Here is a 22905-nt window from a genome sequence, read left to right on the forward strand (position 1 = left end):
TGCCGGTTCAGCGGCGCGCGACGTCCTGGAACAACCTTGGTGTCGCGATGCCTGCCGCCTTCTTGCCTCACGATCCCCTGACACCGAGACTGATGGTGTTTGTGCTGGTAGAGGGGCCATAGCGGCGTCTCTGGTAGGGAGCGCCGATGGATCAGGAGAGCCTGGCTAAAGCCTTGGCATGGCTGACGGGTCGCCTGCGCCCGGCTGCTCTTTCTTCCGAGGAGGACTTGAGGACGGCGCGTGAGTCGCTGGCCGTCAATCTCGCCACGGCCGCCGTTTCTTTCGTGCCCCGGCCGTACAACTTCCCACCGGAGTTGATGGAGGAACTTCGGGACGTCGCAGCGCACGCGCTCAACGCGGTGGCGAACGTCGGTATCGACCGCCTTCCCTTCGCAGTGCTGACAGCGGCCGACCGCGACGACCGTGACAGCCGCGTGAACGGCCGCGAAGTCGCTGAGACGTACGGGCCGTTCGTCGACCCTTCGGCCGTTCAGCACTGGTGCGAGTTGTACGCTCCTGCGCGCTTTGTCAGCTGTAGGAGGGAGTCAGCGACGGCGCCTTTCATGCTGGCAGAGGTGTCCGATGAGGACATGAGCCAAGACGGACTTGTGAACGAGGTACCCCTCGGCAGGAGCACCATCTGGTTGGCCCCGGAGTTCCTAGGTGTCGCTTCGTCCGGCTGGGTAGGACTACGCATCGTCTCGGGTTCGTTGAGGTTCACCCTTCCCGGCATCGTCGCGTTTCCTGGCGCCGAGGTCTCAGGCGGCGAGCTGATCGTCAAAGGTAATGCGGAATGCCATATCCAGCTCACTCTCGACCCGCAGCCCGGACCACCCGATGCATCGGGGGATCTCGCCACCACAACCGTCCGCTGCCCGGCAGAGCTGTCGATCAAGACGCGGATGTTCCTGCCTCCGGAGGTGCGCATCGGCGAGGTGGGGCTGGACGTCTACGGCGCTCACCTGGACGTCGAACAGTTCTCCACCGCGGCGACGACACACGGGGACATCGCCGACCAAGCCCTACTGATACCCATGCGGCCCGCCGGAACAGACGTCTTCGCCCCCTCGGACGTACGCACCGAGGTTCTGTCCCTCACCGGTGTCTCCTCCGTGACGGAGGCGTTCTGGGCGCTGCCCATCACCGAAGCGGTGAACCCGGCCGAGCTCGGCGTGGCTGCCAATTCGGGTGACCTCGTCGTCGTCCTGGGTGAGGGCTTGCGCCTCGGATGGCCGGGTCTGACTGATACCGAGTACATCGCCGACAAGGCCATCCTGCGCGTGAGTTCCTCAGCTCTTCGCCTCGACGCCGTCGGCGAGCCACGCCGGCAGCTTGAACGCAGCATCACTCTGGGCAACACTCGGTCGCAGCTTGAATTGCGCTTCCACAAGCCGTCGCCCCTGCTCCATGTCAGCGACGTCCGCCGGGAAATGACGCGTGTGCGAGGCTACGCCGACGGCGTCGTCGATCCTCCCGTGTACGCCGATGGCACCGCCATGGCGTTTTGCGCCGATACCGAGGCCATCTTTCTTCATACCGGCGAGGGCCTGATGCTGGCACTCCTTGGGGAGGACGACGTGGCTCTGGAGCAGCCGCGCTCCCTGGCTCTGGCCAACGCCCTGCTTGGCGTGACTCAGCCTCGCGGATTTCGACTCACGGGCATGATGGCCGACGATGCGATCCCGGCGGGGCGGCTGGAGCTCAGCACCGGCCTGTACTGGATTCTGCCGACGCTCCCTGACCCGTACGCCGCCAACTTCTGGCCGTGGCAGTACGACAGCGGCGGCAGAGGCGACATCATCCGCCTCTTCGTTGAGTGGCAACCTGACGAGGCGCCCACCGTCGGCTTCGATCTCGGGTGGCTCGACAGTGACGCCGTCCAGCGCCGGCTCCCCCGTGGCCCTGCTGGGCACCAACCGGTCGGCTGGCCCGACCGCGAATCGCCAATCATGCTGCTGGACGTATCCACGAACGCCGATCAGTTTGGCGTGGCTGCGACGTTCCAGGTGCGGCAGGAGCATCAGAATCCGCTCCTGGCCGTTGACACGCTGCACCTGTGCTCACCGGTGAGCCTTCTCCGCGTCATGACGCTCCCGCCAGTGCAGTGGGAGACGGTCTGGAACGACCCAAACCCGCTCACTGCCCCCTTCCCCACAAAGCTGCCGTCGACGACCAGCGGCGGTCCCGCACTACTTTGGGGCGACAGTGTGCGCCTGCGACCAATCACGCCCACCTGGCTATCCGAAGAGATTGTCAGCGCCTATCGCACGGGGACGGGTAAGTTCACTGCTTTCTTCACGCTGCCGTTCGGCATTCACGCGACCACATCGGTGGACGGGTCGACGGACGAGGTGGAACTCGACTGGGTTCGGCCGGCATTCGGCGATCTGCTCGGGGCCAGGCAGTTCAGCATCACCGCTGGTGAGGGCCGAGGGCTACCGGGTGCCTCCGCACAGACAAACAATGGGATCGACGAGCTGGGCGTGACACGTAACGTCCTCGAACCGGAGATCGACGACTTCTACACCCACAAGTTCGGGCCGAGCGCGATAACTCCCGAAGTACCCGTCTCACGAATCGACATGACCGGTTACGGCTTGAGCTGCTTCAGCCGTTGGAACAACCCCGATCCGGCCGCCGTGGACGTCATGAAGGTGTACTTCGACGTGCTCTTGGGGCGGACTGCGCATGAGGTCGTCCAGGTCCGGAGCATCCTCTGGCCGTGCCAGGCGGTCGTCGTACGAAGCGTCACCATGACCCGGGCGGGAGGCGGCCGGGTGATCCGCCGGGACAGTGGCTGGCAAGCCGTGACGCCGGGCATGTTCCATCACCCTCAGTCGCATTGCGTGTTCCATACCGGCGCGGTGAAGGGGTACCACGACATCAGGGAGATTCGCGACACCAGCCAGCGAATCACGGTCACCGACCCCGTCACTCACGCCGTGGCGGAGCTCGTGGCGGTCTTTTACGACTGCGATGTGGCTTTGGACAACGTGGTCAAGGGCCATCACGAGACCGTGATCGCCGACCAGCCCGTACGGCTGGCCAGGAGCAAACGGCAACGTGGGTTCGTACAGGTTTGGCCTGAGGGCACGGTTGCCCCGCCGCCTCTGACCCCTGGTCAGCTCGCCGAGTTGTTCGCCAGGCAGGGCACGCTAGGAGGTCCGCTCGACTGCGAGCTGGATATCGGCGAATCCGGCCAGCGCATGCGGTTGAACGGAGTGCACGCCGACACCGCCCCTCCGGATACGGGGGCGACACAGTTCGCGGTAGCGGTGACGGGAGCACTCAGGTTGCCGGGTGCCGGGCAGTGGAGCGCGATCCGGGTACGCGAAGCGACGGTCCCGGACAAAGCCCTGCCCGAAGCGATCGACCGCGACCATGGCCTCCCGCTGGTCAGACAGAACGGCGCAGGTCAGCCGTACCGGTTCGCCGATCCGCGTGACCTCCTCACCAGCGTCCCGGAGGCGGAGTACGGTCTGCTCCTCGCCACTCCTGCGCACAGGCTTCTATTCCGCGAGCCCCGCATCGAAGCGGGGGCTCAAGCGCTGACCAGCACGAAGGCACCGCAGCTTGCCGACACCTACGGTCTGGCGGCGGCAGGCAACGGCCTGTTCCCGCGCTTTAGCGACGCGATCCCGCTGCCATCGAGCGCCTACGCCTTGGACGTGGCTGGAGAAGCTCAGCTCAGGCTTCGCCCTAATCCGCTCCAATTCACTTACACCGGCTCGCGACCACTCTCTGGCGGGCCAGGGCAACGTCTGTTCGTGGAGTACGACAACACGGCGTTCCGGCTGACGTTCGACTCCACCCACCTCAGGGAGACGTGGACCTATACGTGCGAGAATCCCAAAATCGTCGCCGAGGACGGCAAGCTCGGCCGTGTGGTGAGCGCGTTGACAATCCAAGAGGGACGTACCGCGACAGGCCTCATGGCGCAGGATGTCGAACTGAAATTCGGAAACTCCTTGGAGAATGTGACCAGACTGATCACGGTTCTGAAGAAGTTCGGCTGCAAAATCAAGCCCGCCATATACCGAATCGACGACGATGTCGTGATCAAATTGAACGTCTCCACCGAGCGCGACACCAAAGCGCGGCCGGACTCGCCGCCTAGCTTCAAAAAGCGCGTAGACCTTGGCATAGGTAAGTATTCCGGCGAGATCGACCTGGAAATTCGCTGCGGATCCGACCACGGTAAGTCAGGTATTAGCCTGGAACTCAAGGGAGAAATACAGCAGGAGACACCGATAAAAAAGGTCTACGCCGGTGGCTTCATCGAACTAATGATCAAAGCCGAGCAGGACCACAAGTCCAACGACTCTCAGAGCGTGCGCGCCTTGACCTCGGGATGTGTGGGTTCGATCGGCGGAGCGCTCATCCGAGACTTGTTGGATGCCGAGGTCACGGTAAGACGCGGCTACACCTTCCAAGTCACAGATGATTCGGTGGCAGTGAGCAACGTGAGCATCGGCATGGTTATGGGACTAGAAGTCCGGGCCGTGCTCAAGGCTCCGGCCCTAGATGATCTAATCAGGATCGAATTCGAATGGGAGGGACGTGCGATCATCCAGCGCCTCGAGCTTAACGGCATTCTCGAAAGCAAGGTCTGGATCAAGGCAACCGTGAAAGCCGCCGTCACGGTCGGCCTGCTTTTCTTCGACGGCGAGTTCGAGCTCGAAACCGAGTATCAGGAATACGTTCCCATGATCGCCGTAGCAGGACTTGCCGCTGCGCTCGCATTTGGGATGCCACTGCCTTAGGGGGACATCGTGCCAGCAGCGGACGCCAAACTCATACTTCTCGCCTTTCCGCAGCGCTGGGAACATGCGCGGCTCAGCGTGCGCTTTCTCGTGCTACCGCGCGGTAACCCGTTCGATCCTCTTGTCGGGACGTCACCGCCGTTCGCGGATGCCGCGCCACGCTTCGCCGCGGTGCTGATCCCCGGTGCGCGGCACCTGCCCGATCCTACTGCCCCAAGCGTGCGAATCGACCTCGCCAGCACTACATGGCCGCACAAGAAAAGGCTTTTCGAGACCCTCGCGTCCAGCTTCGAGATCAAACCTGCACCAGTGGCACCACCCACGCTGCCGACCAGCACCGCCTTCAAGAAATACCTCACTACCAGCTACCGGGATGCCTTTCCTTTCCGCGGGCCACGCACCCCATTCGCGGTGGCCGACGACAGCTACGCCTGTGCCGTGTCCAACGCGGTTCCCGCGGAGCCAGCCGCTTCGCCCAGTCGCGCGCTGAGCTGGGGGCAGTTGTACAGCTTCCTGCTCAAGCAGCCGAAACTGGCCGAGGAAGCCGGCTTGGTGCAGGCTGCGTCGTTCACGCTGGACGATCCCGCTTTGCTGGCCGACGGCGGCTGGCTGTACGTTGACCTGCACCCTGACGGCCATTACGGCGCGGCGGCGGCTCACCCGGGCATGCTGGCGAGGTTCGCCGCCCGCTTGCCACCTCTTGAACCGGCTGAGAGTCGGCCTCTGTTCGGCGCCGTGCAGTTCCCTGTCATGCCGCCGCCGCTGCCCGGACCAGGCGAGGAGTACGATCGGGCGTCGAGTGAAGCGCTCAGCTACGACGACGGCTTCGCGAAAATCGTGCACGGCTATCAGCCACGTCTCAGCGAAGTGGTTCCAGGAATCGAGGCCGCTCCGCTCTCCAAGGACTTCGGTATCCGCCTCGGCTGGGACGACGAACAAGTCCTCATCTGGATGAACCGCCAGATCAAAGCCGACCCGGCCGACCCCACACGGCCGGAGGTGGACGTCCCCATGGGAGTGGCCGGATACCGAATCGACGTACGCGAAGAGGGCGAGACGATCTGGCACTCCCTGACACGGGCACGCGGACCGGTCACTGTCGGCGCGCAAGCACTGGGCACTTTCGACGGCGAACTCGGCGTGGAGGCCGTGCCCATCCAGCTGGACAGCAAGAAGGCGGGAGAGTACTGGCTGCCCTCGTACTTCACCACATGGCGCGGCTCGTCGCTCGTCTTCCCAGACCATGACGAGTTCATACTGGCCGGCCTCGGCGACGTCCGCGAGGGGCGAGTGCTTCAACCCGTCGACGACCGCGCCGTATCGCTGCGCTACGGCCGCACCTACGAGTTCCGAGTACGGCTGCGCGACCTGACCGGCGGCGGCCCTACCCCGGCCGACACGGAGATCAACCCGGGACCCGCACGCATCACGAGCATCCCCTTCCGCCGGTTCGTGCGTCCCCAGCAGGTCATCGCAGGGCACGTCGCCGAGCTACCGCCCGGAGCGACGACGCTCACCATCCCGATATTCCGTCCTCTGCTGTCGTACCCGGCAGCTATGTACACAGGTCTGCCCGATGCGCGCGACAAGCTCCTGGCGGACGTCGAGACCGCTAAGAAGGACGAGCGGGAGCCCGCCATTCCCGATCCTAACGTGCAGTGGCTAGAGATCCAGGTGACGGCGGAAGACGTCGACCTTTACACCACCATGCGCGCCTTCCCCACTGACGCGGCAGCCCCGCTTCCACTGAAGGTGGAGTTCAGCGACGTACACGACATAACCACAAAGTCATGGCCCGTCGACGAGCCCGGGCCCGTCATCGTGCCGACGGCTCGGCGGGTGCGGCTGTCTCTGACAGCCGTGGGCAGAGCTGATGAGGCCCTCGAGTACTTCGGTACGGAGGAGGCACGCCGCAGCCCGCAGGCCGTGTCACTTGAGCTGCGCGCGCCCTCGCGGAACGAGCTTGAACTCTTCATCCCCGGCGCCTCGTCCCCGATCAAGGCGTTCTATGCCCGGCTCGATTCCATGGACTCAGCCGCCCAGGAAGGTGGGGGGAGGCAAACGCCGGGCGATCTCGTGGGGAGGCTGGCTGCTGAACTGTCGTTGGCTTCGACCGGCCTAACGCTCCACGCACGGACCGGGCAGCGTACGGTGTTCGGCTGCTCGGCGGCGCTCCGTCATACGCTGGCGCCGGACAGCTCGGCGATCACTTTCGCCGCGAAGGCCGACCTGACCAGGCGCTGGATCGTGGCGATCCGGCTCACGCTGAGACGGGACTGGACGTGGGACGCTCTAGACCCGCAAGGACTGGAAATCATCCGTGATGACACGGAGGTGGTCGGCTTCGTCTCCCTTCCCCGGGGGCCCGGCCCGAGCGGTGCCGACCGTTCCCGTACGGAGGTCGTGTTCTTCGACGCGATCGACCCCACCCCTGAACCCGGTGCGTTCCCTGACGAGATGAGCGTCGGCTACAAGGTTCACAGCCGCTTCAGGGAGGCGCCCGCACAAGCCGATCAAGACCTCGCCTGGACGCTACGACTGCCCGTGGCCACTGCGCCGACTCAGACGCCACGCCTGCGCTCGGCCGGCGTGGCGCTCAGTCCATACGTGCCGGCGCCGGACTACTCCTCGACTGAACAGCGGCAACGCCGGTTGTGGCTGGAGTTCGACGAACCCCCGCTCGATCCTCTGGACCGCCTCTATGCCCGGGTGCTCGCCTACGCGCCCGATCCGATGCTGTTGGATGACCAGGTCAGCGTGCCCGACCCGCAGGAACCGCCGCTGCCCGTCGATCCCGAGCAGCTGCGCATCATCGTGCCGGGCCAGCCCGCAGACGACGCCGGCCTCGGAATCATGCAGGAGCTCGTCGCTTCCGACCTCTCACCGAACCACTTCATCCTGCCGCTGCCTCAGGGGCTCGACCAGAATGCCGAGGAATTGTTCGGCTTCTTCGTCTACGAAGTCAGAGTGGGACATAATCGCGATCGTTGGTGCACGGCACAGGGCCGCTATGGTCCGCCGCTCCGTGTGAGCGGCGTGCAGCATCCCGCCCCGCCGCTCACCTGCACTGTGGTACGCGTAAAGGAACGCGTCATGGCGGCGGCTCCCTACGCGGCCCCTTTGATCGACGGCTGGAGCCAGCGGCCGAACCGGCCCAAAACCGAGCTCTGGGGCCTTCTTTATACGCGGGTGCTGCAGGCCGATGGAGCCTCCTTCCGCAACGTACTGCTGGGCAGCGCCCAAGCCGACTGGCAAGTTGACGAAGTCGCACCTCACGTCCAAGGAGTAAGCACCTTTTCGGAGAGAAGCATCAGGACAGCCTTGCAAATGCTGAACCTGCCACTCGACGCCCCTCTGAGCGTGCTCATGGTGGAACTGCTCCCGGAGGAGGAACATGCGGAAGAGCAGCGGAGGGACCCGTTGGGCAACAATTTGGGCCAGCTACGCATCTTGCGGACATCGCCTCTGCGACCAGTGCCGACGATCTGCTGAGCGGCTGGGTGTTATCCATGCAACCGTACAGTCCCACCATCGGCTGGGAGATCACCGCTCCGAACCACGACGAGGGAAACCAACAGCGGTAGCCGTCGCTCTCCGCCACGGCCCCAGAGGTCGCGCGGCTCGGAGCTGATCACTTCCGACGATCAACGTAAGAAAATCAGACGCACTCGGCAGACACGCGTTGATCACAAAACTGACAGCAGCCTTATTTGGTACGTTACTCTCCGTAAGAGTGGTTTGCCCAGTAATCGGCTCTGGCCCCGCTTTCCGTCGAAGACGGAGGGTGTCCAATCAACTGGACACCCTCCGAAGTCTGCGCGGTGGCCGTCTTCAGTTCGCGAGTAAAGCCGCAGACGTAGACGTCGAAGGCTACCGAGACGTCCGGGTAACACATCACGCTCAATTCCGAGCTTCTAGAGGAGGGGACCGTGGGCCGTCCAATAGACAGTAACCAGGTCAAACCGCGCAATGAAGTAAGCCACTTCAGAATCGCCTGCCGTCCGTTCGGCCGGTCCGGATATGACCCTTTGGACTAACTGACGCGCATTCTAGGATAGAAGCAAGACAGCGTCCCACTGAGTGGTCGTCGTGGGGGTTGGTAAGGTGCCGAGATCGGCGAGAGCGAGAGCTACCCCGGCCACCCCAGTCAGCAGGCCAGGATCATCGGGCACCGTCCCTTCCCTAACGTGTCGTACGGCGAACAGATTCGAACCGTCGAACGCCGATACGGCTGTCGCCGCCGCAGCATCGGCGGTGGTCGATTGGCGAGTTGAGGCACATTGAAGAACCCCGGAGCTGCCATGGCACAGGGTGAGGCCCTCGGTGTCCCATAGGTTGGCCGGGCGGCTGGCCAGGGAGGCGATGGCGAGGTCGCCGGCCTGGGTCAGGTGCGGGTCCGATAGGGCGTGGCCGGCGAGGGTGAGGGCTCGTCCGATGCCGGGGGCGCCGTAGCACCAGGCGTCGCGTCGTCCCGGCGCTGGCGTCAGAGTGGGCGGTCCGCTGTCGAGTTCGTGTCCGGTGATGTAGGGCGGCCAGGTCGTGGTGTCCGGGGTTCGCCAAGTGACGAGCCAGCGCGCGGCGGCGCGGATCGCAGCGGCCTGGCCGTTTACTTCCCAACCGGCGGATGAGGCGATGGACAGCAGGGCCATAGGGCCGGCGATGCCGTGGGCCATGCCGGTCTCGGCTACACCTGAGGGTGGGACACCAGTGCTCGAGGGGTGGCCTTCTGCGGGTAGCCACCAGCCGGGGCGGGTTCGGCTGGCCGGGGTGTTGATGAGGGTGGTGAGGGTGGTCAGTGCGGCGTTCAGTCCTGGTTCGGCGTGGTGGTGTCTGTTCGTGAGGGCGGCGAGCAGGATGCGGCCTATGCCTGCGAGGCCGGTGATGGTGTCGTAGACATCCCAGGTCGGTGGGGTGGGGCCGTGGCGTAGGCGGTCGTGGTGGGTGGCGGCTTTGATGGTTGCCTGGTCCGATAGCCAGCGGACGGCTTGGTGGACGGCCGGCCGGTGCGGTTCGGGGTCGGTGAGATAGGCCTCGGCGAGGATCATTGAGGCCGCCATGCCTCCTGGGGCGGCGAACACGCCGGGAGCGGCGTGTCGGGGAGCGTAGGTTGCGGCGGTTGACCAGTGGGTGTGGGCTGCCTTTTCGAATTGCGGGTCGGTGTGGCTGAGGCGGGCGTGGAGGAGTGCTGTGCCGGCGAGGCTTTGCAGGCACGTTGCGGGCCGTTCGGGGGTTGCGGCGAGGACGGTTTGGGGGTTGAGGAGGCGTTCGGCGATGGTGAGTGCCTGGTTGGCGGCCTGGGTCTGGGTGGTGTTCATGGGCTGTTCGAGAAGAGCAGGTCGACGGCGAGTGCTCTGATCAGCGGCTCTGGGGTGGTGGTGCCGAGTATCCGGTTGTGGTGCATGTGGATCAGTGATGAGGCGCAGGAGACGCGTCGCTCTGGGGGCAGTACATCTCGGTAGGCGGTCAGGGCCTTTTCCCGGGCTGTCCATGTGGGGTCGGCGGGTGGCAGTTTGGCTGCCGCTCGGGTGGAGGGCCGTAGTTCGGCTATCTTGCGGCGGAGGTGTCGGTCGACGTGGTGACCGGCGAGCGCTTCAGGGGCGCCGTCGGTTAGTGCGCGGGTGATCGCTGCTGCGGATACGGCTGCGGCGACGATTCGCTGGTCGGAGTTCGCTTTGGTGGTCAGGGTTGTCAGGACGAGCTGGGAGTCGGCTGCGAATATGTCTTCGGCTGCTTGCATGGCCTCGAGGCTGCCTCCGTAACGTTCGATCTCTTGGTCGTACGGCTCGACGGACATGCCGCTGGCCAGGCGATGGTGGATGAGATTGTTGACGAAATCGTTCATGGTGGGCAGGACGTGGCCATTCAGGTGTTTGAGGTCACCGTGGAAGCGGACTCGCAGGTGAGGGCCGGTGTGGTCGGCGTACCGCAGCCAGAACCATCGGCCGTCATCGTGGTAGATGGCGGCGAGGCGGGTGAGGACCTCGTCCTGGCAGGTTGCGGGGGTGCGGATCACCAGGGAGAGCCATTGGCCGCCGGGCAGGTGCAGGCCCTGATCAGGGCGTCGAGACGTTGCGAGGAGCCGTGGCAGGGGTGGTGGTGTGTGTGCTCGCGTGAGCGGTACGACGAGTTCCAGGGCGTGCGGTCCGGCCGGCCCTGTCACGATGCCTTGGACGGCAGTGGGGCCGCCGGACTCCTCGGTGACGGCCGTTCCACCTCGGTTGATGTAGCGGCGCAGCAGTGCTCGGTCGTCGGTTCGGCGCAGGTCCACGGGGAGGGCGCGGTCGTGTTCGGTGATGACGACGATGTCGGGCGGGCTGGGATTCGTCGAGGTCCGCCAGGCGTCCAGGGCGGCATCCCAGTCGGCTGCGGAGGCGGTGGTTACTGCGGGTGGCAGGGTCCAGCGGGCGGGGGCGAGAATCGTCGATTTGTAGCGGACGCGTGGGAGGTACGGCAGCGCGGCGAGCGGTCCCCATGACCATGTCCGCCAGGGGCGACATGTGTGCAGGCCGAGCTGTCGTAGGAACTGGGCGAGAGGTGGGAGCAGGCGGGATGACAGGCGGGAAAACAGTACCGGGATGACGTGCCGGTCCAGGGTGGAGGACCAGAGCAGGAGGCGCTGTCCGTCGGATACCAGCAGGAGATCTTCGGGCTGTAAGTCGCCGGGGCGGGTCGGGACGCCGAGCGGGATGCGATGTGCCGCGAACCCTGTAGGCGGGGCGAGTGTCGCGCCGGATGGCGTACGAGCCTGGACCACCAGTTCCGCGACCACCGCGTGCTCGTCCTTGTCGTTCATTTTCAGCTCGGGTAGGAGCGAGGCGAATCGGCCGAAGGTCGATCCCGCCTCCTGGGTGCCGCCAGCGGGAGTCACCGCCAGGCGCAGCCGTCCGGCAGCGGCGTCCTGCGGTGAGTTGGCGAAGACCCGTACGTAGATTTCGGCGGTTCGTGGCGGCAGCGCGGACTCGGTGCGGTTCGCCGCGGCCAGCGCCTCTACAGTTGCTGGGTCCAGCTCGACCTCGGTGCGGCGTGTGATCAGTGAGGCGAGGATACGCGTCGAAGCCGGCGGCATTTCAGGCGGCGTGTCGGTTATTTCGGCGCTGATCCCGATTACGGGGTCGAGTGCGTCGAGCAGTGGGACGAAGCGGTGTCGCCCGTACCGATGCAGGAACCGGTCGTGGAAGCCGGCCAACGGGTCGGGGCCGCTGCCGATGCGCCACAGGACTCCTGCAGCGTCGGCCGCTTCCCGCGCGAGGTGGGCGGGCAGGGTCAGGTGGGCGTCGGCGGCTACGTCGACGCGGATGGGCCGCTTCTGGTGGTTGAGCCGGTCGGCGGTTTCCCGGGCGGCGGTCAGCATGGTGAGGCGTTGCGGCGAGCCTGGTGGTTGGGTGTCGGCATCGGTGAGGTGTTGGCGGATGGATGTCAGTTCGTCTCGGAGCGCACTGCCGGGTGGGAGTTTGGTGAGGAGATGTCCGAGGGCGTCGTCGTTGTTGCTGTCGGGGGTCAGGTCGGTCAGCAGGAAGCCGTGCCGTACGACTTGCAGGACCATGCCGCGGGTCGTGTCCTCAAGTGTTCCGGGCCAGGTGCGGGTGAGGGCGTCGAGTACGTCGCGGCCGGTGGCTCCTCGGGCGCACACTTCCATGATCAGGTTGGTGGCGGCGGTCGCGCGGACGGTGACCCGCTGTACTCCGGTGGTGCCAGGTTCTGCCGGTTTTTCGCGTTCGAGCCGTTCACCGCGATAGACAACCAGATTGTTAGCAAACAGGGTGAGCCGCGATAGAACGTCCGGATTGGTTACGAAATGGTCGGCTATCGCGGCGAGCCAGCCGGGGTCGGGGGCGCTGCGTGCCTGATGGCGGCCGCCCATGGTCACGTCGTAACCGGAGTCGGAGAAGAACGCGGCGGCGACGCCGGCGAACACGCCGTGTGGGGTGGGCCGAGTCCGGGCTCGGATCGTGTAGCTGCGTACCGTCTCACGGCCGCGACCCCGCGGTGGGGCCGCGGCGGCGAGAGCGAATGCCTGCCGGGAAGCGAGGAACATGCCCTCGCGGACCAGCGGTTCCACCGGTTCGTCTGGTCCGGCGGTGTCGGCCAGAGGGAGGAGTGGGATTCGCGCCAGCGCAGGGGCGGCGGAAAACGGGATGAAGACCTGCGCCATGTTCCTACTCCTCCCTCTGGGGGCATGGTCGTGGGCTGCGGGTCAGCTGCAGCCGCAGCTCGCGCAGCTTGCGGTGCAGCCGTCGTCGGTGCAGTCCCCGGATGCCAGCTTGTCGGGCAGTTCGTAGGTCGGCCCCACCTGAACTTCCAGATCGAACAGATTGGACACGTCGAGCGGCTCGGTTTGGGTGGTCGGGTCGAGCGTCGGTGTACGGGTTGCGGAACTCATACGACCTCCAGTCGTGGTGGTTGTCCCAGCACCAGGCGGTGAAGGGAGTTTCTGATGGGCGTGCGTGCGGCGTCAGCCACTGGTCACGATCACCTTGCTGTGCGTCTTGGTCGCGGCGATCAAGGCGGTCGAGTCATCGACGCTGTCCTTGGGGTGCACTTCGATCCGGAGCTTGTCGAGGTCGCCGCAGGCCCGGGCCGCGCCCCAGGTACGAACTCGGTCGGCGACTTCATCGGCCAATCGCTCCCTGCCGGGTCCGTAGGCGCACGCTCCCAGCTCGACCGTCTCCTGGCCAGTGTCGTTGGGTGCGGGGCGGCGGATCAGGTACGCGAAGGTGCCGTCGTCGATGTAGCAGCCCATGCTGCCCCAGGGATAGATGGGCTCGACCAGCCCCGCCTCTCGAGCCTGGTCCGACACGAGGACCCGGCACATAGGCTCCGCGCCGTTCAGCCAGAAGTCCAGGTGCGTCACCGCTGTGGCGGTCCACGGCACCACCACCCCTGACCAGGCCAGAGCCGGCGCGTCGGCCAGGGCGGTGGCGAACGTGTCCGCGTCGATCGGCTGCCCGTCGTCGACACGTAGCCAGACGCCGCTACCCTCACCGAGCTCGAGGGTGGTCTCCCCCACCGCCGAAGGCCCCCGCATGGGCATGAACCCGCATTCATTGATGGACTCGCTTCGCCATACGTCGCCGTCGAGTGTCAATGCCACCGACCGGGTGACACCGCGTATACGCAGCGGTACAACCAGGCGTCCGCCCGGGGCGAGCTGCTGGCGCCACGCGGGCGGCACGTCCCACGCGCCGGCGGTGACGATGATCCGGTCGTAGGGTGCGTTCTCAGGATGTCCGGCGGCGCCGTCCCCGTGGACGACCTGCACACGGTCGTAGCCCGCCACGGCCAGGTGGCGCCGGGCTCCGGCCACGATGTCGGCTCCGATGTCGACCGTCGTCACCTGTCCCCGTGGTCCGGCCAGCTCGGCGAGCAGTGCGGCGTTGTAGCCGGTTCCCGCGCCTATCTCCAGGATTCCGTGGCCGGGTTGGACGTCGAGTTGTTCCAGCATCGAGGCGACCACTCCCGGGGCCGACGCGGAGCTGATGGCCCTTCCGTTCTGGTCTCGGTGGGTGACGACCGAGTCGTTTGCGTATGCCTGCTCCAGCGACGCCTCGGGGACGAAAACGTGTCTTGGTACGGCACGCATCGCGGCCTCGACGGACGGCGTGCCGGCACCTCCCCAGTCGCGCAGCTTGTCGACCATTGCATCACGGAAGGCACGTCCTGCATCGCCGTCCTCACGTTCGGTGTTGTCCACCGGGCGGAGCGTACTCACTTGGGTCTCCTCGTCTCTTGCAAATCGCTGGTGTTGATCGGCCCGGCAGATGACCGGTGGGCCGCGACTCCAGCGGAGCGTCGTCACGGCATTCCTTGTGCGAGCGTGCGGACGTGGGTGCGGCGGCACAGGTGTGCGCGCAGCCATGCCGGCGGGTGGGTGCGTCGCGCGACCGGCCACAAAACCCGCTGCCACCACGGCTGCGAAGCTCGCCGCCGAGCCGATGGACGTCGGGTGAGCCCCCAGTAGAGGTCCGCGGCGGCCCCGTGCAGCCGGGCGGCTCCCCGATCGCAGGCGATCTCGGCGGCCCATCCCCACAGGAGGTGAAGCAGCAGCAGAGCGGCCGCCACCGGTACGAGAAGAGCGGTGGGGGTGAAGATCCCGGCCACCATGGCCCCTTCGGTGGCGATGGTCATGCGCAGCCAGAATGCCCGTCGGTGCTGTAGGTGGCCTCGCTCATGGGCGAGGACGAAAGCGAGCACCGAGTCCTGCCGGTCGATGAGCTGGTCGCCGGCGACGATCACGACGTTCTTGGTTCCCGGGTAGGTCGAGGCGGCCGCCGACCACCGCATGGGGCACCTGCACACGTCGATGTCCGGGCTGCCGCAGCGGCATTCCGCCCGATACAGGTAGGGGACGTAGCCGAGCTTCTCGATGGAGGTGAAGGTGGAGCGGACGAATCCGGCGGCCGGACTGGGCAGGGCCGGCAGGGTGTCGCGCTTGTAGGCTTCGGCGTCGTCCCAGGCGACGGCGGTGGCGCTGTCTCGTCGAATTCTCGGCATACGGATGAAGCCGAAGAGCAGCAGGCCGACCTGGAGGCCCAGGGGGATGTAGGGCCCGAACGCGAAGCTGAGGACGGCTCCGACCGCGAAGATCGGCAGCGGCAGGAGCACTTGGATCGTCCTGAGCGCGGGGTTCTCTGCGTTGCAGGCGAGCTGGTCGCCAAGCTGCGTGAACGTGCGCGGCTTTCTGAGCATGGGCGAGGAGAGGCTTTCTTGTTTCGAGGATCGATCGGAGAGCGCGGCTTGTCGGCTCCTCCGGAGGCCTTAATGCACGGCTGGTCACTTATGTGCCAATCGGGCGATCATGAGGGTCTGGCCGCAGGGCAGTGGCTTGATCTTGCGGACGCGGAGCCCGGCCTGGCCTATCAGGCGGTAGTAGTCGTCGGAGATGCGTACTCCGTCGCCGGGGAACAGCGCGAGCATGCGCATGTCAGTGCTGTACCAGCGGCTGCGGGCGCCGGGCAGTCTCGGCAGCATGCCTTCGACGATCCACAGCTCGGCGTCGTCGCCGGAGCTCGTCATGGCCTCGGCGATCTTGTTGAACAGGGTGGTGACCTGCTGGTCGGGGAAGTTGTGGCAGACCGATGACAGCAGGTAGATCTGTGCGCCGTCGGGGACGGTGTCGAACAGATCGCCGGGGGCCAGCTCGACCCGGTCGGCCAGCCCTGCGCAGGTCAGCCGGTCGTGGGCGCGGGCCAGGACGTCGTGGCGGTCGGCGAGGACGCCGTGCAGATGCGGGTGTGCGGTCAGGATGGTGGCGAGCACTCCCCCGAGGCCCCCTCCGAGGTCGGCGATCGTACGTACTGTTGCGTAGTCGTCGAGCGCGGCCAAGTCCTGACCGAGGGCGCTGCTGCGGGCGTCCATGAACATGTCGAACGCGGCACCCAGCTCGGGATCGCGGGCGAGGTGGTCATACAGGCCGTTGCCCGGCCAGGTGGGATGGCCGCAGCGGATGACCTCGGTCAGGCCGCCGGTCGCCTCCCACCAGTAGGGGGATCCGGTGACGAGGACCGCGTGCCGCATGGACGGCTGGGCGGCGGCGGTGAGGATCTGACCGAGTTCGGTCAGCTGGTAGCGCTCGCCGTAGCTGGAGACGAAGTCGCGGCTGTGCAGCCAGCGCATCAGCCGGCGCATGGCCGCCGGGTCGGCCTCGCAGGCGTCGGCCAGTTCCTCGCTGGTGAGTTCGGCCTTGGCCAGGAGCTCGAAGATGTCGAGTTCGACCGCGGCGTGCAGGGCCATGAAGTCCGGTACGGCGTCCATCATGAACTGGACGAGTGCGGCCGGAGGGATGTCGAGGTCGTCGAGCTGGTGGGCGGGGACGGCGGTTGATCGGTGCCGCTGGGGCAGGGGCGTAGGCTGGTCTGTGGTGGTCATCGGGGCTCCTGCTGAGTCTGGTCGAGGGGTGAGAGCGACGCGGCTGGCTCGGATATCAGCAGGTTGTCCACGTTGACAGCACCGTTCTGGATGTAGCCGTACTCCACCATGAGGTCAACGACTCGCTGGAGCCTGCTGCGGGCGAGGCCGACGGGGAAGGTGCCGAGCACGATGTTGGCGGCGGCCTGCTTGTCGATCTTGGTGTAGGTGGGCAGGATGTCGGTGACGAGTTGCCGGTCGTCGGCGACGTCGTTCTGGGCGCGGAGCATGGCTCGCTGGAACGCGCGGACGGTGCCGGGGTTGTTCTTGGCGAAGTCCCCGGAAGTGGCCCATCCGGCGATGGGCAGGTCCGCGGTCTGGCCTTGCATCATGTCGGCGATCTTGCGGCCGCCTCGGATCGCGAAGGCGGTGATGAAGGGCTCGGTCATCCATGCCGCGTCGATGCGTTTGCTCTCGAGGGCGTTGATCATGTCGGTCACCTTCATTTCCGACACCTGTACGTCCTTGTTAGTGAGGCCGTGGACTTTGAGTGCGGCGTCCAGGGTGAGGGTGCCGACCGAGTTGAGTGTCAGCACCGAGACGTGCTTGCCTCGCAGGTCACCGACGGTGTCTATGGGGCTGTCCTTGGGGACCATGAGCACGAACGCGCCCGGTGCCGCTTGATAGGCGTCCGTGACGAGTTTGATCGTGCCGGGTTCGCGGGCCTCGTCCTGGATGGCGGCGACGTGGTTCATGATCGAGAAGTGCAGGGCGCCGCTCTTCAGCATGGGCAGGGCGATGCCGCCGCCTTGGACGGTCACCGTCTCCACGCGCAGGCCCTCCGCTTCGAAGTATTTGCGTTGTTGGGCTACGGGGACGGTGGCGCAGTCCGGGATGGTCATGATTCCGACCTTGATGGTGGTGAGGGCGCGGCCTTGTTGCTCGCTTTCGGTGGTTGTTCCCCCGCAGGCCGCCATGGCTGCGAGGAGCAACGTGATGATCGCTATGGGTAATAGGTGCATGGATGGCTGGTTTCTTCGGTTGATGGGTTGGTCGGGCGGTGGGCGTGCTCGCGGTCGCCTTGGCCGCGTGACGCCGTCTCGGGTATCGCTTTTGGGTGGGGCCGCGAGGCAGGTGCAAGTGTGCGGCCGGCCCTGCCTCGCGGCCATGTGGGAGCCGGGCTTGGCTCCCGAGGATGCGGCACAGCGTGCGACGGGGTAGGACGTGTGCCGCGGAAGGTCACGTCACGCTGGTATCCGTGAGCGAAGCCGCTCGTGAGCTGCCGGCAGTGTCACGGGGGCCGAAGCGGGTCTGCTCTGCCGTCCTGCTGTTGCTCACCGCTTCCCTCGGATGTCGGCGGTGTGGTGTCGAGCGGCTCGGTCTCGTCGGCGGTGACCGGTGATTCGGGTACGGCCGCCTTCCGCATTTCGAGGTTCAGGTGGGCGTAGTAGAGGGCGTTCATGGAAGTGGCCTTTCGCCTGGACTGTGGCGCGTTGTGCGCGCTCGAACGGAAGCGCAGAATGTGGGCTGCTCCACTCCTCCAGACGAGTGCGCTGGGTTCGTTGCGAGACGTGGAAGCCGCCGGGGGGAAGGCCGCCGAGCCGGGTCTGCTGGTGACGTGTCATGGTTGGCCCGCCCTCGAGAGGAGGGACTCGGGAAGCTGCTCGCTGAGCACGGGAGGGACCGTGACGTGTGCGGCCATGGCCTGCCGCCGCCCCTCCTGCTGGACCTCACGCATGCGGGCCCACAGCTCGTGTGGTGTCCGGCCCGTACGGCAGACTCCGCCCTGCTTGTCCCAATGCCCTCGGTAGAAGGCGGCGAAGTGCTGACCGTGGGTCGCCCATACGATCAGCCACCAGTGGCCCACCTCCTGCTCGATTCTGGCCGCCCACCAGCGGCCCAGCGCGGGGTCGACGATCAGGCTCCGGCTCATGCGACCTCCCGGATGGGGTGGAAACCGGCGTCGGAGTCGAAGCGCCCCACCGCGACGACGAAGTGGGCTCGGCCGACGTCGTACGGGATGGGGCTGTCCGGCCGCCATTCCGATGCCTCGACCAGGCCGGGTTCCAGGAGCTCCAGGCCGTCGAGGAACGAACTGATCACCTTCAGGGGGCGCGCGTAGATGCTGGCGGCCGGCCTGTAAGCCGCGGTCAGCTGCTCGAGTTCCTCGGGGTCGAGGAGGTCGCTCCGGGCGTGGCTGAAGATCAGGTAGCCGGAGGGGAAGGCCTCTATGTAGCGGCGCAGGATGGCAGCCGGGTCGCATGAATCCGGCCAGAAGTGGGCCAGCGCCGTAGCGAGGATCCCCACGGGCTTGTTGCGGTTGAGCAGGTCGGCTTCTTCATGGCCGAGGACTTCGTCCACGTGACGGGCGTCCGCCTCGACTACACCCGTCGCGGCCGACACCTCGAGCAATGCCCGGCCGTGAACGGTGACGTGCGGGTCGTGGTCCACGTACACCACGCGGGCGTCCGGATGGAACTCGGCCACCGTGTCGTAGGTGGCCCCGAACCCCTCGGGCGGCAGTCCGCAGCCGAGGTTCAGCCACTGCCGGATACCGGCTTCGGCGACGACGCGCGTAGCTCGTGCCACGAACTCGATATGAGCCCTCGCCGCGGCGCGGAGTCCGCCGGCGGTCTGCAGCATGGTGTCCACCACGTCCCGGTCGTAGGCAAGGTTGTCTTTTCCACCGGTGAGCGCGTTGTAGACGCGGGCGGGCGACGGGCTGGTGAAGAGTTCCCGCGTGGAGCGGTCGGACATCAGCACCCTGCCTCCCGTCGATGTGTAGGCGTTTGGCCGGAAGCGGCTCTACGCTTTCCCATGGGTCAGGACCTCGATTCCTGATCAAGGCCCCGGAGCCCCCGGTGTTTGCCCACCGGGCCGGGGCCGACTTAGTTCTCAGGAGAATCAGCGCCGAGAGGTCTGGTGGCGCGATCTGCTTCTTGAGTCATGGAATCGCTGTATGCAGTTACTGTGGGAGATGTTGGCCGTTGCCCTTCGGTCGTGGGCAACATCGGTCAACAGGCAACAGCGGTCAAACTCGGTCAATATGGTTTCGAATGCGCGGGCAGGCGATGACGACCTTTGGCGAGAAGATGCGAGCGCTGATAGAGGAACGTGGTGTCTCGTTGCGCGGGCTGGCCAAGGCCACCCACTACGACGCCGGATACCTCTCCAAAGTCGCTAATGATGTGAAACGCCCCTCCGTGCCACTGGCGCAGCAACTGGAAGCAGCGTTGGACGCCAATGGAGAACTGGTGCCGCTGGTGCCGAAACGCGCGGCTGAGCGGCCCGAAGCACGAAGTGCGAGGACGCCAGCTCAGTCCGACCCTCCGGCGCTGCCCGTACCCATCGTGGATCCTCTGGTGGATCGCCGGATGCAGCGCCTATCGGCTGGCCATACCGAGGAACTTCTCGCGCATTTGGGCGAGCAGTGGCACGCGCTGGTGCGGACGGACAACCTACTGGGACCGAGGCATGCTCTGGGCGGCGTTTGCACGCAGCTCACCATCTTGACGTCATTGCTTCGCCACGTCCGTCCACCCCTTCGCGATGACGCCCTTCGCCTTGCCGCGCTGTACGCCGAGTCCGCGGCGTGGCTGTATGAAGACGCGGGAAATCTGACGGCGAGCCGTCTTTGGACGGGACATGCGATGGAATGGGCGCTGGAGGCCGGCGACCGGCCGATGGTGGCATGGACCTTGTTCCGGCGCAGCCAGCAGGCGCAGTCCCAGGGCAACGGCGCCGAGGTGGTCGGCCTTGCCGAGGCGGCTCGCCGGGAACAGGGAGACGTCGCTGATCCGATGTTGCCTGCGATTCTGCAGCAGCAGGCACACGGGCTGGCACTCGATGGGGCCGAGGTTGCATCTCACGACCTGCTTGATCGCGCGCGGGAGTATGCGACAACCGATGACGCCGGAGACGCACGGTTGGGGCACGGCTCTTTCTGTACGCCCGCCTACGTGGAGTTGCAGCGCGGCCGGGTCTGGCTGGCATTGGGTCACCCGAGGCGCGCGGTGCAGGCGTTCGACTCCGCGATCAAGAATCTCTCGCCAACGTATCAGCGGGACCGCGGCCTGGCGCACGCCGGCCTGTCGATCGCTTTGGCTGCGGAACGCCAGCCGGAGGCCGCTGCATCTGCGGCCGTTCAAGCTCTGACTATTGCCCAAGACAGCGGATCGACCAGAATTCTCTCCATGGTCACCTCGGTTGCGCATCGGCTTGCACGTCACGCTCACCTCGAACCGGTCGCTGAATTCCTGGCTGAGCTCGACGCTACGTCTGCGGTCTGATGGCATCCGACATAGAAATCACGGCGATGCGGCGTGCGATCGCCCTGTCGGCACTGGGGCTCGGCACGACGAGCCCGAATCCCTCTGTAGGCTGTGTGATCCTCGACGAGGACGGTCGCGTGGTCGGCGAGGGCTTTCACCGTCGTAAGGGTGAGGCCCACGCGGAGGGCAATGCTTTGGCAGCGGCCGGCCCGGAGGCGCGTGGCGGTACAGCGGTGGTGACGCTGGAGCCCTGCAATCATGTGGGTCGCGCTCCTGCCTGCCGAGCGCTGCTGATCGAGGCCGGTATCGCGCGAGTGGTGGTTGCGGTAATTGATCCCACGTCGCGAGGCGAGGGCGGTGTGGCCGCGCTGCGCCAGGCGGGGGTCGACGTTGAGGTGGGGGTTCTAGAAGACGAAGCCGAACTGGTGCTGCACTCCTGGCTGACCGCGCTGACCCGAGGTATGCCCTTTGTGACGTGGGCGTATAGCGCTGGCACCGAGGACGATCGCAAGGAGCCATCCCTCGACGTACGGTGTTACGACGCCGTGTTGGGCCCGGACGGACAGTTGCGGGAGGGAGCGCTCGGCGGGCACGGCGAAGCATTCGTCCTGCCTGACGAACTGCCGCAGGACGATCCAGAAAAAACGCTGCGGACTCTCTACGCGTCGGGGGTTCGGTCTCTGCTCGTAGTCGGTGAACGAGGATTCGCCGAGCAGTACGCCGCAGCAGGCCTCGTTGACGAACTTCATCTTCGTTTGCCCGAGCGTGCTGACTTCCCGCCGGACGCGCAATTGTTCCCCGTCGACTTCCGTATTGCGGCCGTTCATCGGCTGCAGGACCACGTGTTGGTTCATGCTCAGCGGTGCCCTGCGCTGCGATCCCTCCAGGGGTGATGAGCGACCAGGCTCGTCGCCGTAGCCGAGGGGGATGAGGCCGGCGTTGCGATCCCTCCAGGGGTGATGAGCGACTTCTACCTGCGGTCGGGGACGACGGGCGCGCGCATGTTGCGATCCCTCCAGGGTGATGAGCGACCGGCGGCCTCGCGCGCAAGGCCGTAATCGGGCAGCTCAAGTTGCGATCCCTCCAGGGGTGATGAGCGACTTGTCGCGCCACCGGTCCACCGCCCGGATATAGCGTTGCGATCCCTCCAGGGGTGATGAGCGACAGGCGAGCCCGAGGTCCTCGGCGGCCACCTCGAGCACGCGTTGCGATCCCTCCAGGGGTGATGAGCGACGGACGGGAGGAGGGGCGGCACGGCCGGCAGGCCAGTTGCGATCCCTCCAGGGGTGATGAGCGACTGGACACCGCCTGCAGGTGCGGCGGCAGATGGCCGTACTGTTGCGATCCCTCCAGGGGTGATGAGCGACTCGAACGCCTTGCGAATCGTGGGTTGCGTCCACGGAAGTGGTGTACGAGTTTGACCTGGTCAGCAGGTGTGGCGTCGTGAAATGAGAACGGTCATCGCGTGATCCTTCGTAGCAACGATTCCAAGAAGGAGAACGGCGATGACCGCGGACAACAGTGTGACGCCTGAGCGGTGGCTGGCGCAGCAGATCGAGACCGGTGACCCGGACATGTTGCGATCCATGGTGAAGACCATGGCCGAGACGTTGATGTCGGCCGAGGCCGACAGCCTGTGCGGGGCCGCCTACGGCCGGCGCAGCGACGAGCGCACCAACTCGCGTAACGGCTACCGGCTGCGTGAGTGGGACACCCGCGCGGGGACGATCGAGCTGGCGATCCCGAAGCTGCGCCAAGGCTCGTACTACCCGGACTGGCTGCTGGAGCGACGCCGCCGGGCCGAGCAGGCGCTGATCAGCGTCGTGGCCACGTCCTATCTGCTCGGCGTCTCCACCCGGCGCGTCGACAAGCTGGTCGAGCAGCTCGGCATCAAGCACATCTCCAAGAGCCAGGTCTCACAGATGGCCAAGGCGCTGGATGAGCAGGTGGAGGCGTTCCGCACCCGCGCGCTGGACGCCGGCCCGTACACCTTCGTCTGGCTGGACGCTTTGACGCAGAAGGTGCGC

At 66.1% G+C, this 22905-nt stretch carries 15 protein-coding genes and 1 CRISPR repeat array; of the genes, 5 read left to right on the forward strand and 10 right to left on the reverse strand.

The features are described 5' to 3' along the window. Positions 1-146: 146 nt before the first annotated feature. Entirely contained in the window at positions 147-4763 is a 4617-nt protein-coding gene (locus ACFFR3_RS22065; RefSeq protein WP_379483761.1) for a hypothetical protein, read from the forward strand. A 9-nt stretch (positions 4764-4772) separates the two neighbouring features. Further along, entirely contained in the window at positions 4773-8255 is a 3483-nt protein-coding gene (locus ACFFR3_RS22070) for a hypothetical protein (RefSeq protein WP_379483762.1), read from the forward strand. 557 nt (positions 8256-8812) lie between these two features. Here the strand turns inward: ACFFR3_RS22070 and ACFFR3_RS22075 are convergent. The 10 genes from ACFFR3_RS22075 to ACFFR3_RS22120 all read right to left on the reverse strand — a co-directional run bounded on the left by ACFFR3_RS22075 (position 8813) and on the right by ACFFR3_RS22120 (position 19364). Then, the gene (locus ACFFR3_RS22075) at positions 8813-10078 is read right to left on the reverse strand and encodes a lanthionine synthetase C family protein (protein ID WP_379483763.1); all 1266 of its coding nucleotides are present in this window, start codon (positions 10076-10078) and stop codon (positions 8813-8815) included. Then, the gene (locus ACFFR3_RS22080; protein WP_379483764.1) at positions 10075-12915 is read right to left on the reverse strand and encodes a lantibiotic dehydratase; all 2841 of its coding nucleotides are present in this window, start codon (positions 12913-12915) and stop codon (positions 10075-10077) included. The genes ACFFR3_RS22075 and ACFFR3_RS22080 overlap by 4 nt, the downstream gene beginning before the upstream one ends. 42 nt (positions 12916-12957) lie before the next feature. Continuing rightward, positions 12958-13143, reverse strand: a complete 186-nt coding sequence (locus tag ACFFR3_RS22085; RefSeq protein WP_345408490.1) for a hypothetical protein — start codon at positions 13141-13143, stop codon at positions 12958-12960. A 72-nt stretch (positions 13144-13215) separates the two neighbouring features. Next, entirely contained in the window at positions 13216-14454 is a 1239-nt protein-coding gene (gene fxlM, locus ACFFR3_RS22090) for a methyltransferase, FxLD system (protein WP_345408492.1), read from the reverse strand. Positions 14455-14555: 101 nt separating this feature from the next. Further along, positions 14556-15449, reverse strand: coding sequence for a M48 family metalloprotease (locus ACFFR3_RS22095; protein WP_379483765.1), 894 nt, complete (start codon positions 15447-15449; stop codon positions 14556-14558). 84 nt (positions 15450-15533) lie between these two features. Beyond that, positions 15534-16628 (reverse strand): methyltransferase, encoded by a 1095-nt coding sequence (locus ACFFR3_RS22100; protein ID WP_345408496.1) that lies wholly within the window; start codon positions 16626-16628, stop codon positions 15534-15536. Continuing rightward, on the reverse strand, positions 16625-17629 hold the full coding sequence (locus ACFFR3_RS22105) for an ABC transporter substrate-binding protein (protein ID WP_379483766.1): 1005 nt from the start codon (positions 17627-17629) through the stop codon (positions 16625-16627). The genes ACFFR3_RS22100 and ACFFR3_RS22105 overlap by 4 nt, the downstream gene beginning before the upstream one ends. 269 nt (positions 17630-17898) lie before the next feature. After that, positions 17899-18069 carry a hypothetical protein gene (locus ACFFR3_RS22110; protein ID WP_379483767.1) on the reverse strand — a complete coding sequence of 57 codons (171 nt, stop codon included), beginning with the start codon at positions 18067-18069 and terminating at the stop codon, positions 17899-17901. Positions 18070-18228: 159 nt separating this feature from the next. Further along, positions 18229-18540 carry a hypothetical protein gene (locus ACFFR3_RS22115; RefSeq protein ID WP_345408502.1) on the reverse strand — a complete coding sequence of 104 codons (312 nt, stop codon included), beginning with the start codon at positions 18538-18540 and terminating at the stop codon, positions 18229-18231. Further along, a complete protein-coding gene (locus tag ACFFR3_RS22120) occupies positions 18537-19364 on the reverse strand; it encodes an SAM-dependent methyltransferase (protein WP_379483770.1) in 828 nt (275 codons plus the stop codon). Before ACFFR3_RS22120 ends, ACFFR3_RS22115 begins: the two co-directional genes overlap by 4 nt. 314 nt (positions 19365-19678) lie before the next feature. Between ACFFR3_RS22120 and ACFFR3_RS22125 the strand changes: the two genes are divergently transcribed. From ACFFR3_RS22125 to ACFFR3_RS22140, 3 genes are all read left to right on the forward strand, one after another. After that, complete coding sequence (locus ACFFR3_RS22125; RefSeq protein WP_345408504.1) at positions 19679-20896, forward strand: helix-turn-helix domain-containing protein; 1218 nt, start codon at positions 19679-19681, stop codon at positions 20894-20896. A gap of 26 nt (positions 20897-20922) precedes the next feature. Further along, entirely contained in the window at positions 20923-21771 is an 849-nt protein-coding gene (ribD, locus tag ACFFR3_RS50260) for a bifunctional diaminohydroxyphosphoribosylaminopyrimidine deaminase/5-amino-6-(5-phosphoribosylamino)uracil reductase RibD (protein ID WP_446686052.1), read from the forward strand. 178 nt (positions 21772-21949) lie between these two features. Beyond that, positions 21950-22245: a CRISPR direct-repeat array (repeat unit 30 nt; unit sequence GTTGCGATCCCTCCAGGGGTGATGAGCGAC). A 138-nt stretch (positions 22246-22383) separates the two neighbouring features. Beyond that, positions 22384-22905: transposase (locus ACFFR3_RS22140; protein ID WP_379483769.1), on the forward strand; the 522-nt coding region annotated here is incomplete at its 3' end.

Source organism: Nonomuraea salmonea (genome assembly GCF_042428605.1).
Taxonomy (GTDB): Bacteria; Actinomycetota; Actinomycetes; order Streptosporangiales; family Streptosporangiaceae; genus Nonomuraea; species Nonomuraea salmonea.